Here is a 13,664-nt window from a genome sequence, read left to right as displayed (position 1 = left end):
TGTTAATCGAAAGGCGGGTTTAGTTGCCGGGCGCGGGTGCGCGGCGGCGAAGGAACCGCAGCAGGATGCCGCCGACGGCGAGCACGACGACACCGACCCAGGCGGCGTTCCAGCCGCCGAGCGACTGGCTGTAGACGTACGACAGGCTGGCCTTCAGCATGTAGGCGCAGGTGGCGCAAAACGCCAGCGGCAGCAGCGGATACAAGGGCACGCGGAACGGCCGCGCCGTGTGCGGCTCGCGGATGCGCAGCACGATCAGCGAGACGCCCGACAGCAGGAAAAACAGCCAGAACACCGGCGCGGTAAATTCGACCATTGATTTGAAGCCGCTGCCGGTCCACACGCCGACGAGCAGCAGCACCAGCGCGGCGGCGCACTGGATGCGCAGGGCGTTGGCCGGCGTGCCGCGGCGCGCGTCCCATACCGCCAGCGGCGCCAGCACCGGCCAGTCGCGCCCGGCCGCGTAGCTCGAGCGGGCGCCGACGATAATGGTGGCGTTGATCGACGTGATCGCCGCCAGCGCGATGATCAGCGAAATGATCGCCGCGCCGGGCCGGCCGAAGGCGGTGCGCAGCAGGTCCGCGGCAATCGCTTCCGAGCCGCTCATGCCGGCCAGCCCGAGGCCTTTCCAGTAGGCCCAGTTGACCAGCATGTACAGCGCCGTGATGATCAGCAGCGACAGCACCAGCGCCTTGACCATGTTGCGCCGCCCGTCTTTCAGTTCGGCGCTGATGTAGGCCGCCTCGTTCCAGCCGCCATAGGTCAGCAGCACGAACACCATCGCCAGGCCGAACGAGGCGGGGATGCCCGGCGCGGTAGCGGCTGCGGCTGCGGCAGCGGCGGCAGGCGCGGGCGGCGCATGGCCGCCGGCGACGAGGAACAGCGCGGCGCCGACAATGAGCAGCAGGCCGCCGACCTCCAGCGCCGTCAGCCACGTCTGGGTGGTGGTGCCGTATTTGACGTTGCCGATGTTAAGCCACGACAGCGCGATGATGGCCGCTGCGGCGTAGGCGGCAGGTCCCCAGGCGGACTGCGGCCCGCCCAGCGGCAGCACCTGGTGCATGTAGTCGCCGAAGACGAAGCCGAGCAGCGCGATCGAGCCGGTCGCGATGACGGAGAAGCGCGCCCAGGCGAACAGGAAGGCCACCGAATTGCCGTAGGCGCGCTGCAGGAAATGGTAGTCGCCGCCGGCATTGGCATACGCCGTGCTCAGCTCGGCGTAGCACAGCGCGCCGACAATCGACATCAGGCCGCCCAGCGCCCAGGCGGCGAACATCCAGCCGGCGTCGCCGGTCATGCCGGCCACCATCGACGGCGCCTTGAAGATGCCGGCGCCGATGACGACGCCGACGATCAGGGCGATTGCCTCGCCCAGCCCGATCACGGCGCGCGGGCCGGCTGGCGAGGAAGACTCGGCAGTAGGCCGGGAATACTTGGAATCGCGCATGGGGCCTCGCAAGCGGAGCGTATTTCGTTAGGACGGCGGCTCCCTCTGCTTCGTTGCGGCCCATCCCGGCGGGCTTGATCTCGCTCAAGCTCAAGTCCGATGCCCGGACGACGCCGCGTCAGCCGGGCGGGCAGCGCTTCCGGGCATCGGTATTAAGAGTTCCAAGCTCCAACTTGCGGCTACGACTTAACCAGCCGGAGGTGTAACCCTTCGGCTGGCGGATGATCGGTTGATAACGTATCAAACAGTGCGTTGATCGAACTGTCGAGTTAACCAATTGTCAAGTACAATTGGCAACCATGTCCAAACCTGAATTCCCTCACCTCTTGCCAGCCGGGTTTCACAGGTTCACGTTAGATGAGCTGCCCGCGACCTTTGTTGAACCGTTCACGTACTCGCAACGCAGGCCAATGCTCCTCGAAGGGTTGAGAAAGTTTGCGGTAGAACTCTCCGCTCTTGGGATCAAGGGGGAGCTTTGGTTCGATGGCTCTTTCGTGTGTGAAAAAAACGAACCCGATGATGTTGATTTGGTTGTAATCATCGTGACGTTCTACCGATTTGAGGTAATCATTTGTTCGCCGCTCGATATGGAACTTTCGTACCTTGTCCAAAATTCCGCCAGTCGATTGCCCTTCTGCAGCAATCAATAATCGCTTTTTTCAGCCATATCTAGTCCCCAAGAGCTGGGCGGCGTAAGTGCCACCCTGCTTTTTTAACTGTAGCGATTAGCTGTCAAGAATGAGTGATTTCGCTGAGGTCAACTGCTACCTAAGACCGCCGACGATAAAAAGCCCCTGCATGCAGGGGCTTTTTATCGCCACGTTCCCGTTTTATTCTTCGTGGAACGCCTCTTCACGCTTCTTGCGCAGCGACGGCAGCAGCACGACGATCAGTGCGGCAACGGCCAGGCCGAGCATCACCGCGCTGATCGGACGCTCGACGAACACCATCGGATCGCTGCGCGACAGCAGCAGCGCGCGGCGCAGGTATTCTTCCATCATCGGTCCGATGATGAAGCCGAGCAGCATTGGCGCCGGCTCGGCGCCGAGCTTGGCGCAGATGTAGCCGAACAGGCCGAACAGCGCCATCAGCCAGACGTCGAAGTCGCTGTTGTTCAGGCTGAACACGCCGATCGCGCAGAACATCAAAATGGCCGGGTACAGGCGGTGATACGGGACCATGATCATCTTGACCCACAGGCCGATCATCGGCAGGTTCAGCACGATGAGGAAGAAGTTACCGATCCACATCGAGGCGATCAGGCCCCAGAACAAGGCCGGCTGTTCGGTCATGACGGCAGGACCTGGCTGGATGCCCTGGATGATCATGGCGCCGATCATCAGCGCCATCACCGGGTTCGACGGAATGCCCAGGGTCAGCATCGGAATGAACGACGTTTGCGCGCCGGCATTGTTGGCCGACTCGGGAGCCGCCACGCCTTCGATCGCGCCCTTGCCGAACATGGCGGAATTTTTCGACACTTTCTTTTCGATCGAATAGGCCGCGAACGACGCCAGCATGGCGCCGCCGCCCGGCAGGATGCCGAGCGCCGAACCGAGGAAGGTGCCGCGCAGGACCGGCGCGATGATGCGCTTGAAGTCGTCCTTGTTGAGCATCAGCCCGGAGACCTTCTTCATCACCAGGTTGCGCGTCTCGTCATGCTCCAGGTTGCGGACGATTTCGCCGATGCCGAACATGCCCATCGCCACGATGACGAAGTTGATGCCGTCAGCGAGCTGCGGCGTGTCGAAGGTGTAGCGCGCGGCGCCGGAATTGACGTCGGTGCCGACCAGGCCGAGCAGCAGGCCGAGAATCACCATGCCGATCGCGTTGAGCAGCGAGCCGCTGGCCAGCACCACGGAGGCGACCAGGCCGAGCACCATCAGCGAGAAGTATTCGGCAGGGCCGAACTTCAGTGCCAGTTCGGCCAGCGGCGGCGCGAACAGCGCCAGCAGGATGGTGGCGACGGTGCCGGCGAAGAACGAACCGATCGCCGCGGTGGCCAGCGCCTTGCCGGCCTGGCCGTTGCGCGCCATCTGGTAGCCGTCGATGGCGGTCACCACGGACGATGATTCGCCCGGCAGGTTGACCAGGATGGCGGTGGTCGAACCGCCGTATTGTGCGCCGTAGTAAATACCGGAGAGCATGATCAGCGCCGAGATCGGCGGCAGGCCGAAGGTGGCCGGCAACAGCATGGCGATGGTGGCAACCGGACCCAAGCCAGGCAGCACGCCGACGGCGGTGCCGACGAACACGCCGATCAGGCAATACATCAGGTTGGTGAGCGAGAGGGCCGTGTCAAAGCCCATCAGGAGGTTATTTAAGATTTCCATATTTTTCTACTCAGACACCAAACCAGGGACCGAAGGCAGCCATCGGCAAGCCCAGCAGCTTGACGAACACGACCACGGCAAAAACGGCCAATCCGACGGCCAGAAACGTCACTTCCTTCAAGTTGAACTTGGGGCCGGCGTAGGCGCTCAGGAAGATCAGCACGAGGATCGCGGGTACCAAGCCGGCGCCGCGCATCAGGATGCCGAACAGCAGGATCGCTGCGAGAATCATCAGCAGTTCCTTCATGTAGAAGCGGCCGATCGGCTCGCCGACGAGGATGAAGGAACGGATGATGCCGATCAGGCCAATCACGGCCAGCAAGGTGCCGAGCACGCTCGGGAAATAGGCCGGGCCCATGCGGCCGGCCGAACCCATCGCGTAGTCCTGGCCGATGAATACGGCGCCGAGGCCGAAAAATAGAAAGATGATGCCGGTCCAAAAGTCCTTTGGATGACGAATAAATGATGGCACTGCGTGTCCCCTGGTTACTGTAAATCTTGCGGTCCCGAAAGCGCCCGCCAAAAGCGCGCGCGCGGCGGGCCGCGGTGTTGTTGTATGGCGTTGTCAAGGGGCCGGCACGCTCTGCGCGCCGGCCCGGACAGGGTCGATCAGTCGGCGTAGGCGCCGGCCTTGGTGATGATCGGGCCCCAGCGGTCGATCTCGGCCTTCAGGTGGGCGCGCAGCGCCTCCGGACGGGCGCGGCTGTCAGCGACTGGCTCGGTGCCGAGGTCGGCAAAGCGCTGCTTGACAGTCGGATCCTTCAGCGCCACCTGCAAGGCGTCGGCGAGGGCGTCGACGATTGGTTTCGGCGTGCCTTTCGGCGCGTACAGGCCGTGCCAGACCGCCACTTCGAAGCCCGGCAGGCCCGATTCGTTCAAGGTCGGCAGGTCAGGCATCGACGCCAGGCGCGTCTTGGTGGTGACGGCGTAAGCCTTGATCTTGCCGCCCTTGATCTGGCTGGTGGTGTTGGTGGTCTGGTCGCACATGAAGTCGACCTGCCCGCCGAGCAAGTCATTCATCGCCGGGCCGGTGCCCTTGTACGGCACCGTGGTCAGGTCGGTGCCGATTGCCGTCATGAACAGCATGCCGCACAGGTGCGAGGCCGAACCGATGCCGGCGTTGGCGTAGGTGACCTTGCTCTTGTTGGCTTTGACGTAGGCGAGGAATTCCTTCATGTCCTTGGCCGGGAAGTCCTTGCGCGCGACGATCGTCATCGGCACGTCGGTGACCAGGCCGATCGGCTCGAAGCTGTCGATGGCGTTGTAGCTGAGCTTGCGGTACAGGCCCGGCGCGGTCGACTGGCCGATGTGGTGCAGGAACAGCGTGTAGCCGTCCGGCGCCGACTTGGCGACCCGTGCGGCGCCAATGGTGCCGCCGGCGCCACCGACGTTCTCGATGAGAACCGTCTGTTTGAGCTTGGTGCCCATCGACTGGGCGACCAGACGCGCCACCGTGTCGGTCGGCCCGCCGGCGGCGAACGGCACTACCATCGTGATCGTCTTGGTCGGGTAGTTCTGGGCCTGGGCCTGCGTCATGACGCCGCCCATCAAAGCCATGCACGCAGCGGTGCTCAAAAGTGTCAATTTCATCGGGTGTCTTCCTCTATAACTTTTATGATCATCGTGAGCGAATCTTTGCAGCGCGCCGTAGCGAACTGCCGTTGCTCTCTGTCTATACAACCGCGGAGCTATGCTCGTTAGTTTGCACTACGGTTGTATCAGCAAATAGTCTGATTTGCAACTAGGTAGAAACCCTTATTGACCGTAATTTAACAGTCACAGGCAGGCCAAAGTGCAGGCCCGCGCCCGCCGTTTTGCTACACTGCGCGCTTTCAATTATGACGGACTATCCGATGGTGCTGTCGCCCGAACTGCGCGCAAGCGCGCTGCACTGCCTGCTCGAAACCGACCCGGCCGCCAAGGCGCGGCAGGTGGCCGCGATGGCGCGCGCCCATGCCTGCGGCGCCATGCTGCTCGACGCCGGCGCGGTGCTGGACGCCTCCGGCGCCATTCCGGGGCGCCCGCCGCGCCCCGAACTGGTCGCGCCGCGGCTGGTCGGGCGCCGCTCGATGGTGACGATCGAAGGGCGCGCCATGCTGATCCACGCGCTGGCCCACATCGAGTTCAACGCCACCAACCTGGCGCTCGACGCACTGTGGCGTTTTCGGGACATGCCAGCCGACTATTACACCGACTGGCTGCGCGTGTCGGCGGAGGAGGCGGTGCATTTCACCTTGCTCGCCGCGCACCTGCAGTCGCTCGGCTTTCAGTACGGAGATTTCCCGGCCCACGACAGCTTGTGGGAAATGGTCGACAAGACGCGCGGCGACGTGCTCGCGCGCATGGCGCTGGTGCCGCGCACGCTCGAAGCGCGCGGGCTCGACGCGATCCCGCCGCTGCGCGCCAAGCTGGCGCAGGCCGGCGACCTGGCCGCCGCCCACATCCTCGATCTGATCCTGCGCGAGGAAGTCGGCCACGTCGAAATCGGCAACCGCTGGTACGGCTACCTGTGCCGCCAGCGCGCGCTGGAACCGCGCGCCATCTACGCCGAACTGGCCGCGCAATACGAAGCGCCGGTACTGAAGGGCCCCTTCAACCTCGAAGCGCGCCGGCTGGCCGGCTTCACCGAAGAGGAGCTGGACGCGATGCGCTGACGTTTTCAATCCTCGGGCCAGTACAGGCGCATCGGATTGTCGACCAGTAGCTTTTGCTGCAGAGCGGCGGTCGGTGCGATGTGTGGGATGAAGTCGACCAGCAAGCCGTCGTCGGGCATGTGGTCCTGCAGGTTGGGGTGCGGCCAGTCGGTGCCCCACAACACGCGGTCGGGGAATTGTTCGACGATGTGGCGGGCGAACGGAATCACGTCGCGGTACGGATTGGCTTCGCCGTCGAGCGCTTTCGGTCCGGTGACTGACAGCCGCTCCGGGCACGTGACCTTGCACCACACGTTCGGGTGCTGGTGCATGAAATCGACGAACAGCGCGAACTCCGGCCCGGTCGCCTGCTTGCCGACATCCGGGCGGCCCATGTGGTCGACGACGACGATGGTCGGCAGCGCGGTGAAGAAATCCCACAGATTCGGCAGGTCCTGCGCCTCGAAATAGATCACCACGTGCCAGCCGAAGGCGGCGATGCGGCCGGCGATTTCCAGCAGCTCCTCTTTCGGCGTGAAGTCGACCAGGCGCTTGACGAAGTTGAAGCGCACGCCGCGTACGCCGCTCTCGTGCAGCCGCTGCAATTCGGCGTCGCTGATGTCGCGCCTCACGGTGGCCACGCCGCGTGCCTTGCCGTTCGAGGCGAGGCAGGCGTCGACCATCGCCGAGTTGTCGGCGCCGTGGCAGGTGGCCTGCACGATGACGTTGCGCTCAAAGCCGAGGTGGTCGCGCAAGGCAAACAACTGCTGTTTGCCGGCGTCGCACGGGGTGTATTTGCGTTCCGGGGCGAAGGGGAATTCGGCGGCGGGGCCGAACACGTGGCAGTGGGCGTCGACGGCGCCGGCGGGCAGCTCGAAGCGCGGCGTGGCCGGATCCTGATGCCAGTCGAGCCAGCCTTCGGTCTTGGTAGCGATGTTGATGTCCATGCTGGTGTCAGTCAAGGTAAATGAGTCCGGCTTGTTGGAGGGCGTCGCGCATGTCGTACATGTCGAGGCCAAGTACGCCGGAAGCGAGCCTGGCGCGCTTGTCCGCTTCCAGCGCCTCGCGCTTTGCTGCCGCTGCGGCCACGCGCACGACGTCGGCGGCCGGCACCACCACCACGCCGTCGTCGTCGGCGACGATGGCGTCGCCCGGCTGGACCAGCGCGCCGGCGCATACCACCGGCACGTTGACCGAGCCGAGGGTGGCCTTGATGGTGCCCTTTGCACTGATCGCCTTGCTCCACACCGGAAAGCCCATCGCGCCGAGCTCGCGCACATCGCGCACGCCGGCGTCGATGATCAGTGCGCGGGCGCCGCGCGCGATGAAGCTGGTCGCCAGCAGGTCGCCGAAATAGCCGTCGCTGCACTCGGACGTGATGGCCGCGACGACGATGTCGCCTGGCTGGATCTGCTCGGCGGCGACATGCATCATCCAGTTGTCACCCGGATGCAGCAGCACGGTGACGGCGGTGCCGGAAACGTGTGCCGGGTGGATCGGCCGCATGTACGGCTTCATCAGGCCGAGCCGGCCCATCGCCTCGTGCACGGTGGCGCTGCCGAAACGGCCGAGCAGGTCGACCGCCTCGCGATCGGCGCGCACGATGTTGCGCTTGACGACGCCGAGCTGGTTAAAGGTTGGCATGTTCGCGGGAGTATTCATGGTTACAGTCCTTTGGCCAGCAGCGCGGCGTCGAGCCGCGGGTAGATGCGGCGGGCATTGCCTTCGAAAATCTGGTGACGCTGTTCGGCGCTCAGGCTGGCCGCCTCGATGTAGCGCCGGGTGTCGTCGTAGTAGTGGCCCGTCTCCGGGTCGATGCCGCGCACGGCGCCGATCATTTCGGACGCAAACAGCACGTTCTCGGTCGGAATCACCTTGGTCAGCAGGTCGATGCCAGGCTGATGGTACACGCAGGTGTCGAAGAAAATGTTATTCAGCAGGTGGTCCTGCAGCAGCGGCTTTTTCATCTCCTGCGCCAGTCCGCGGTAGCGGCCCCAGTGATACGGCGCGGCGCCGCCACCGTGAGGGATGACGAACTTCAAGGTCGGGAAATCCTTGAACAGGTCGCCGCTGAGGAACTGCATGAACGCCGTGGTGTCGGCATTGATGTAGTGGGCGCCGGTGGTGTGGAAGCAGGCGTTGCAGGAGGTGGAGACGTGAACCATCGCCGGCAGGCCGTGCTCGACCATCTTCTCGTAGACCGGATACCAGTGGCGGTCGGTCAGCGGCGGGCTGGTCCAGTGACCGCCCGACGGGTCCGGGTTGAGGTTGATGGCGACGAAGCCGTATTCCTTCACGCAGCGCTCGATCTCGGGAATGCAGCTGGCCGGATCGACGCCAGGCGACTGCGGCAGCATCGCCGCGCCGATGAAGTTGTCCGGGAACAGCTGGCTGACGCGGTAGCACAGCTCGTTGTTGATCGCCGCCCAGTTGGCGCTGGTATTGAAGTCGCCGATGTGGTGCGCCATGAAGCTGGCGCGCGGCGAAAAAATGGTCAGGTCGATGCCGCGCTCGGTCATTTTGCCAAGCTGGTTGCCGATGATGCTCTCGCGCAGTTCATCGTCGCTGAGGCGCAGCGACGCGATCGACGGCGCCAGCGCTCTGTCCTTCAGGGCGGCGATCTGCTGGTTGCGCCACGCTTCCAGCGCCGGCGGCGCGGTGGTGTAGTGACCGTGGATATCGATGATCAAGCTGCTTCTCCTCTATTTCCTTTGTTCCAAATGGTGTTTTGCACCATCACTTCGCCGCGCATGATGAGGCGCGCGGTGCGCAGCAATGCGGTGCGCAGGACTTTTTGCGGCTGCGCCGGGTCGACGTCGAGCTCGACCGAGAACTCCCCGGTGGGGTGCTCGACCGACACAGCGGCGCCGGCGGCGGCCGGCACGGCGACGCCGTCGGCGACCGAGCCGTCAATCACACAGGCGGTGGCCACCGTGACCGCGGCCAGCACGCCGATGGCGTCGTGGCAGACGTGCGGGATGAAGCTGCGCGTGCAGATGCTGCCGCCGGCGCGTGGCGGCGCGATCAGCGTCATCTTCGGGTAATTCTTGGCCGTCACGTCGCCCAGGCCCATCGCTAAGCCGCAGGCAATGCGCAGCTTTTCGATGCGCTGCCTGAGCGCCGTGTTGAGGTTCAGCTCGGCCACGCTTTCATAGCCGCTGCACTGCAGCGCCTCGGCGCGCAGGATCACCAGCGGCATGCCGTTGTCGATGCAGGTCACTTCGACGCCGTCGATGTCATCCTTGACGTTGCCGGTCGGTAGCAGGCTGGCGCACACCGAGCCGGCGGTGTCGAGAAAGTTGATCTTCACGGGCGCCGATGTGCCCGGTACGCCGTCGATGCGGGCTTCGCCGTCGTACGCGACCTGGCCGCCGGGGGTGAGCACGCTGATGTTGCATTGCATGCCGGTGTTCAGGGTCAGCACGCGCAAGGTGGTCACCGGGCCTTGCGGCGCGGCCAGTCCGGTTTCGAGCGCGAACGGCACCACCGCGGCCAGCATGTTGCCGCAGTTGGCCGTCGTGTCGACCCTGTCCTGGCCCGGCTGCACCTGGACGAACAGGAAATCGAGGTCGACGCCTGGCTGCGCACTCTTGCGCACGATGCCGGCCTTGCTGGTCAGCGGATGGGCGCCGCCCAGGCCGTCGATCTGGCGCGGGTCGGGCGAACCCATTACCGCCAGCAGCACGCGCTCGCGCGTTGCGCGGTCGGCCGGCAGGTCGGACTCGCGGAAGAATGGGCCGCGCGAAGTGCCGCCGCGCATGAACAGGGTGGGAATAGGGGTTTGCATGGGTGACATTCTGGGGCGGCGCTGCCGTTTGTGACAGGCCGCCGAAAATCTATCAGCTATAACAAGTTGCTATATCATGGGCGCAAACATGTCAGGAGTTGCAAATGGATTTGAAACAGCTGTCGTATTTTGTGCGCGTCGCCGAACTGGGCAGCTTTACGCGGGCGTCGATCGTGCTCGACATCGCGCAGCCCGCACTGAGTCGCCAGGTGCGCCTGCTGGAGGTCGAGCTGCACCAGAACCTGCTGGTGCGCAACGGGCGCGGCATCACATTGACCGAGGCGGGCAGAGTGCTGCTCGAGCACAGCCGCGGCGTGCTGCACCAGATGGAGCGCCTGCGCGAAGAACTGTCGCGGGTGCGCGGCTCGCTCGCCGGCCGGGTGGCGATCGGGCTGCCGCCGACGCTGGGCCGCATCTTGGCGGTGCCGGTCACGCGCGAATTCAAGCGCCTGATGCCGGAAGCGACGCTGTCGATCGTCGACGGGCTGTCGAAAACGATGCAGGAGTCGCTGCTGACCGGCCAGCTCGACATCGCGCTGCTGTATAACGCGTTTCCGTCGCCCGGCGTCGAGCTGCGCCCGGTGCTGCAAGACGAGCTGCTGCTGGTGCAGACAGGCGGCAATGCCGATGGGCAGGTCGAGCTGAAGGACATCCCGCAATACCCGCTGATCATTCCGCGCCGGCCTAACGCCATCCGCATGCACGTCGAGACAGCGCTGCTCAATATTGGCGTGCAGCCGCGCATCGCGATGGAAGTCGACAGCGTCGCCACCATCCTCGACCTGGTGGCCGACGGCGTCGGCAATGCCATCCTGTCGCGCCACGCGGTGCTGACGGCGGCGCAGCCCGAGCGCTTCAGCACGCGCCAGATTACCAATCCCGGCCTGTATCCTTTGCTGTCGGTGGCCATCGGCGCCGACCGGCCCACCACCAGCACGCAGCAGGCGACCCTGGAAATCCTCGAGCGCATCACGCGTGAAGTGCTGCGTGAAGTGCAGGCGTGATAGCGAGCAAAAACGCGAGCTATAACATTCTGCGATATCTGTTAGGCGCTGCATAGGGTTGTTGGCTGGCTTTTGCTACTCGATAATCGCTTCACGTCATTTCGCTGCACAACGCGGCGAAACCGGGCGGGGCATCTTTTCCCGATAGCAGGCGCCGCCAGAAGCGCCGATCCAACTCACAGAGGCAACCTATGATTTCGCAAAAAATGAAGCGCCTGCAGTTCGCACTGGCCGTATTCTCGCTGGCAGTGTCGGTCTCCGCCAGCGCGCAGAACTTCCCTAACAAGCTCATCAAGATCGTCGTGCCGTTCGGCGCCGGCGGCGTGGCCGACCTGACGGTGCGCATGGTCGCGCAGGAAATGGCGCAGTCGATGAAGCAGCCCATCATCATCGAAAACCGGCCCGGCGCCGGCGGCATCGTCGCCGCCAATTCGGTTGCCTCCGCCACGCCCGACGGCTATACGCTGCTGTTGATGAGCAACGGCACCGCCGTCAGCGCCAACCTGTTCAAGTTGAAGCTGCCCTACGACACGCTGGCCGATTTCGTGCCGATCTCGACGCTCGGCTACTTCGACCTGGCCATCCTGGTCAACAAGAACCTGCCGGTCAAAACGGTGGCCGAACTGATCGGCTACGCCAAGGCCAACCCAGGCAAACTGAGCATCGGAACCATCAACCGCGGCAGCACGCAGAACCTTGCCGCCGAGCTGTTCACCTCGATGGCCGGCATCGACGCACTGATCGTGCCGTACAAAGGTTCGCCGGAAGTGTTGACGGCAACGACCACCGGTGAAGTGAACGCATCAGTCGAAATTCTCAGCCCGGCGCTGCCGCAAATCAAGGCCGGCGGCTTCAACGCCATCGCCGTCACCTCCGCAAAACGCTTTGTCGGACTGCCGAATGTGCCTACCGTTGCAGAGAGCGGCTTGCCGAACTACCAGGCCACCAGCTGGAACGCGCTGGCCGCACCGGCCGGCACGCCGCGGCCCGTGATCGACCGCATCAACAAGGAAGTCAAGGCCGCCCTGGCCAAACCGGAGATCAAGGCGCGCCTGCTGGCGCTCGGCATCGTCGCGCAAGGCGGCACGCCCGAGTCGACCAAGCAGCTGCTTGCCGCCGATATCGCCAAGTGGGGCGATGTCATCACCAAAGCCAAGATTCTGCAGCAATAAGTGCCGGTTCCGGCTGCCGGAACCGCCGCTCTGCCTAACTTCACTCAGGGAACAAACATGAACACTCTTAACTTCCTGCGCTTCGGCGCCGGGTTGATCGCTGCCGGCACCTCGTTCGGCGCACTGGCACAAGCAGGCACCCAGGTCCAGCTGTATGGCCTGGTCGGCGCCTACGCCGGCAAACTCGAGCGCAGCGGCGGTCCGGCGGCGACCACCGTCATCGGACACGGCGGCTTGACGACGTCGTTCTGGGGCTTTCGCGGATCCGAAGACCTCGGTTCGGGCAACAAGGTCATCTTTGCGCTGGAAAGCTTCTTTCAGACCGATACCGGCGCGCAGGGGCGCAGCGCGGCCGATCCGCTGTTTTCGCGCAATGCCTATGTCGGCGTGGAAGGCAGTTTCGGCAAGCTGACCGTCGGGCGCCAGACCAATCCGACCTATATCAATATGGGCATGTTGAGCCCGTTCGGCAGTTCGGTGGTATTTTCGCCGCTGGTACTGCAGTCGTTCGTCGGCACCTACAACGGCGCGCTGATCGGCGACACCGTCTGGAACAATGCGGTCCAGTATGTGACGCCGCGCACCAACGGTTTTGCCGCCAACGTGATCTATGGCCTGGGCGAAGTTGCCGGCAGCAGCAGCACCGCCAACCTCGGCCTGCACGCCAACTACCTGAAGGGCAACTTCAGCGCCGCTTTCTCGGCGCAGCGCGTGCGCGTTCCGGTCATCGCGCCGCTGACCCAGCAGGAAGGCTATCTGCTGGGCGCAGCGTACGACTTCCGGGTCGCCAAGGTGTATGGCTCGGTGGTGAAGTCGGAAGCGAGCGGCGTCGTCAACGGCACGCGCGGCTGGGATGTCGGACTCAAGGTGCCGGTCACGGCGCAGGGCGCGTTGCTGGCCGAGTACGGCAACACCAAGCGCACCCGCGCCGCGCTGGCCGATAACGTGCGCAAGACCGCGTCGATCGGCTATGACCATGTGCTGTCGAAACGCACGGATGTGTATGCGATCTATCTGCGCGACAAGCAAACCGGGTTCGATTCGACCGACAGCATGGCGCTTGGCATCCGCCACACGTTCTGATCGGCATAGGGGACGGCCCGAAGGCCGCTCCCCTGCCACACCACCCGGCATGCGGGTCCGCACCGGGCGGTTGGAACGGTTGACGTCATGGCACCGAACCCGGCGCGCCATGCCTGCGTTCATCTGTGTTCAACCCGGTCGATCGAGTTCTTCACTGTCGTGGAAACCATCGGCTTCACCTTGGTCTCCTGTTGACGAGCCCCGT

At 64.4% G+C, this 13,664-nt stretch carries 13 protein-coding genes; 5 read left to right on the top strand and 8 right to left on the bottom strand.

Going from position 1 to position 13,664, the window contains the following annotated elements; translation table 11 throughout:
• Window positions 1-19: 19 nt before the first annotated feature.
• Window positions 20-1,447 carry an APC family permease gene (locus CR105_RS24085; RefSeq protein ID WP_099792980.1) on the bottom strand — a complete coding sequence of 476 codons (1,428 nt, stop codon included), beginning with the start codon at window positions 1,445-1,447 and terminating at the stop codon, window positions 20-22.
• Window positions 1,448-1,746: 299 nt separating this feature from the next.
• Between CR105_RS24085 and CR105_RS28535 the strand changes: the two genes are divergently transcribed.
• Complete coding sequence (locus CR105_RS28535) at window positions 1,747-2,097, top strand: DUF6932 family protein (protein WP_099792978.1); 351 nt, start codon at window positions 1,747-1,749, stop codon at window positions 2,095-2,097.
• A gap of 180 nt (window positions 2,098-2,277) precedes the next feature.
• On the opposite strand, the gene CR105_RS24075 is transcribed toward CR105_RS28535, so the two are convergent.
• The 3 genes from CR105_RS24075 to CR105_RS24065 all read right to left on the bottom strand — a co-directional run bounded on the left by CR105_RS24075 (window position 2,278) and on the right by CR105_RS24065 (window position 5,337).
• Window positions 2,278-3,780 carry a tripartite tricarboxylate transporter permease gene (locus CR105_RS24075; RefSeq protein ID WP_099792976.1) on the bottom strand — a complete coding sequence of 501 codons (1,503 nt, stop codon included), beginning with the start codon at window positions 3,778-3,780 and terminating at the stop codon, window positions 2,278-2,280.
• 10 nt (window positions 3,781-3,790) lie between these two features.
• Window positions 3,791-4,252 (bottom strand): tripartite tricarboxylate transporter TctB family protein, encoded by a 462-nt coding sequence (locus tag CR105_RS24070; RefSeq protein ID WP_099792974.1) that lies wholly within the window; start codon window positions 4,250-4,252, stop codon window positions 3,791-3,793.
• A 137-nt stretch (window positions 4,253-4,389) separates the two neighbouring features.
• The gene (locus CR105_RS24065) at window positions 4,390-5,337 is read right to left on the bottom strand and encodes a tripartite tricarboxylate transporter substrate binding protein BugD (RefSeq protein ID WP_370660704.1); all 948 of its coding nucleotides are present in this window, start codon (window positions 5,335-5,337) and stop codon (window positions 4,390-4,392) included.
• A 281-nt stretch (window positions 5,338-5,618) separates the two neighbouring features.
• Here CR105_RS24065 and CR105_RS24060 point away from each other — a divergent pair, with 281 nt between their 5' ends.
• The gene (locus CR105_RS24060) at window positions 5,619-6,434 is read left to right on the top strand and encodes a ferritin-like domain-containing protein (RefSeq protein WP_229414101.1); all 816 of its coding nucleotides are present in this window, start codon (window positions 5,619-5,621) and stop codon (window positions 6,432-6,434) included.
• A 5-nt stretch (window positions 6,435-6,439) separates the two neighbouring features.
• Here CR105_RS24060 and CR105_RS24055 read toward each other — a convergent pair whose 3' ends face one another.
• Genes CR105_RS24055 through CR105_RS24040 form a run of 4 tightly spaced genes read right to left on the bottom strand, consistent with a single transcriptional unit; the run spans window position 6,440 to window position 10,200 of the window.
• Window positions 6,440-7,360, bottom strand: coding sequence for an amidohydrolase family protein (locus CR105_RS24055; RefSeq protein WP_218968751.1), 921 nt, complete (start codon window positions 7,358-7,360; stop codon window positions 6,440-6,442).
• A gap of 7 nt (window positions 7,361-7,367) precedes the next feature.
• On the bottom strand, window positions 7,368-8,075 hold the full coding sequence (gene ligK, locus CR105_RS24050) for a 4-carboxy-4-hydroxy-2-oxoadipate aldolase/oxaloacetate decarboxylase (RefSeq protein WP_229414100.1): 708 nt from the start codon (window positions 8,073-8,075) through the stop codon (window positions 7,368-7,370).
• A gap of 2 nt (window positions 8,076-8,077) precedes the next feature.
• Entirely contained in the window at window positions 8,078-9,103 is a 1,026-nt protein-coding gene (locus tag CR105_RS24045; protein ID WP_099792970.1) for an amidohydrolase family protein, read from the bottom strand.
• Window positions 9,100-10,200, bottom strand: coding sequence for a 4-oxalomesaconate tautomerase (locus CR105_RS24040; RefSeq protein WP_099792969.1), 1,101 nt, complete (start codon window positions 10,198-10,200; stop codon window positions 9,100-9,102). The genes CR105_RS24045 and CR105_RS24040 overlap by 4 nt, the downstream gene beginning before the upstream one ends.
• A 104-nt stretch (window positions 10,201-10,304) precedes the next feature.
• Between CR105_RS24040 and CR105_RS24035 the strand changes: the two genes are divergently transcribed.
• The 3 genes from CR105_RS24035 (at window position 10,305) to CR105_RS24025 (ending at window position 13,459) form a co-directional block, all read left to right on the top strand.
• Complete coding sequence (locus tag CR105_RS24035; RefSeq protein WP_099792968.1) at window positions 10,305-11,204, top strand: LysR substrate-binding domain-containing protein; 900 nt, start codon at window positions 10,305-10,307, stop codon at window positions 11,202-11,204.
• A 191-nt stretch (window positions 11,205-11,395) separates the two neighbouring features.
• The gene (locus tag CR105_RS24030) at window positions 11,396-12,376 is read left to right on the top strand and encodes a Bug family tripartite tricarboxylate transporter substrate binding protein (RefSeq protein ID WP_229414099.1); all 981 of its coding nucleotides are present in this window, start codon (window positions 11,396-11,398) and stop codon (window positions 12,374-12,376) included.
• 57 nt (window positions 12,377-12,433) lie between these two features.
• Window positions 12,434-13,459, top strand: coding sequence for a porin (locus CR105_RS24025; protein WP_099792967.1), 1,026 nt, complete (start codon window positions 12,434-12,436; stop codon window positions 13,457-13,459).
• Window positions 13,460-13,664: the final 205 nt, after the last annotated feature.

The sequence above is a fragment of the Massilia eurypsychrophila genome, assembly GCF_002760655.1.
In the GTDB taxonomy this organism is placed as follows: Bacteria; Pseudomonadota; Gammaproteobacteria; order Burkholderiales; family Burkholderiaceae_D; genus JAFCUW01.
Note: the sequence above shows the minus strand (reverse complement) of the source record. Positions and strands in the feature narration are given on the sequence as shown.

What these genes read in the sequence shown, in the direction of transcription:
- CR105_RS24055 (WP_218968751.1), bottom strand. Translation starts at nt 7,360, where the DNA reads ATGGACATCAACATCGCTACCAAGACCGAAGGCTGGCTCGACTGGCAT.
- CR105_RS24025 (WP_099792967.1), top strand. Translation starts at nt 12,434, where the DNA reads ATGAACACTCTTAACTTCCTGCGCTTCGGCGCCGGGTTGATCGCTGCC.
- CR105_RS24085 (WP_099792980.1), bottom strand. Translation starts at nt 1,447, where the DNA reads ATGCGCGATTCCAAGTATTCCCGGCCTACTGCCGAGTCTTCCTCGCCA.
- CR105_RS24065 (WP_370660704.1), bottom strand. Translation starts at nt 5,337, where the DNA reads ATGGCTTTGATGGGCGGCGTCATGACGCAGGCCCAGGCCCAGAACTAC.
- CR105_RS24075 (WP_099792976.1), bottom strand. Translation starts at nt 3,780, where the DNA reads ATGGAAATCTTAAATAACCTCCTGATGGGCTTTGACACGGCCCTCTCG.
- CR105_RS24035 (WP_099792968.1), top strand. Translation starts at nt 10,305, where the DNA reads ATGGATTTGAAACAGCTGTCGTATTTTGTGCGCGTCGCCGAACTGGGC.
- CR105_RS24040 (WP_099792969.1), bottom strand. Translation starts at nt 10,200, where the DNA reads ATGCAAACCCCTATTCCCACCCTGTTCATGCGCGGCGGCACTTCGCGC.
- CR105_RS28535 (WP_099792978.1), top strand. Translation starts at nt 1,747, where the DNA reads ATGTCCAAACCTGAATTCCCTCACCTCTTGCCAGCCGGGTTTCACAGG.
- CR105_RS24030 (WP_229414099.1), top strand. Translation starts at nt 11,396, where the DNA reads ATGATTTCGCAAAAAATGAAGCGCCTGCAGTTCGCACTGGCCGTATTC.
- ligK (WP_229414100.1), bottom strand. Translation starts at nt 8,075, where the DNA reads ATGAATACTCCCGCGAACATGCCAACCTTTAACCAGCTCGGCGTCGTC.
- CR105_RS24060 (WP_229414101.1), top strand. Translation starts at nt 5,619, where the DNA reads ATGACGGACTATCCGATGGTGCTGTCGCCCGAACTGCGCGCAAGCGCG.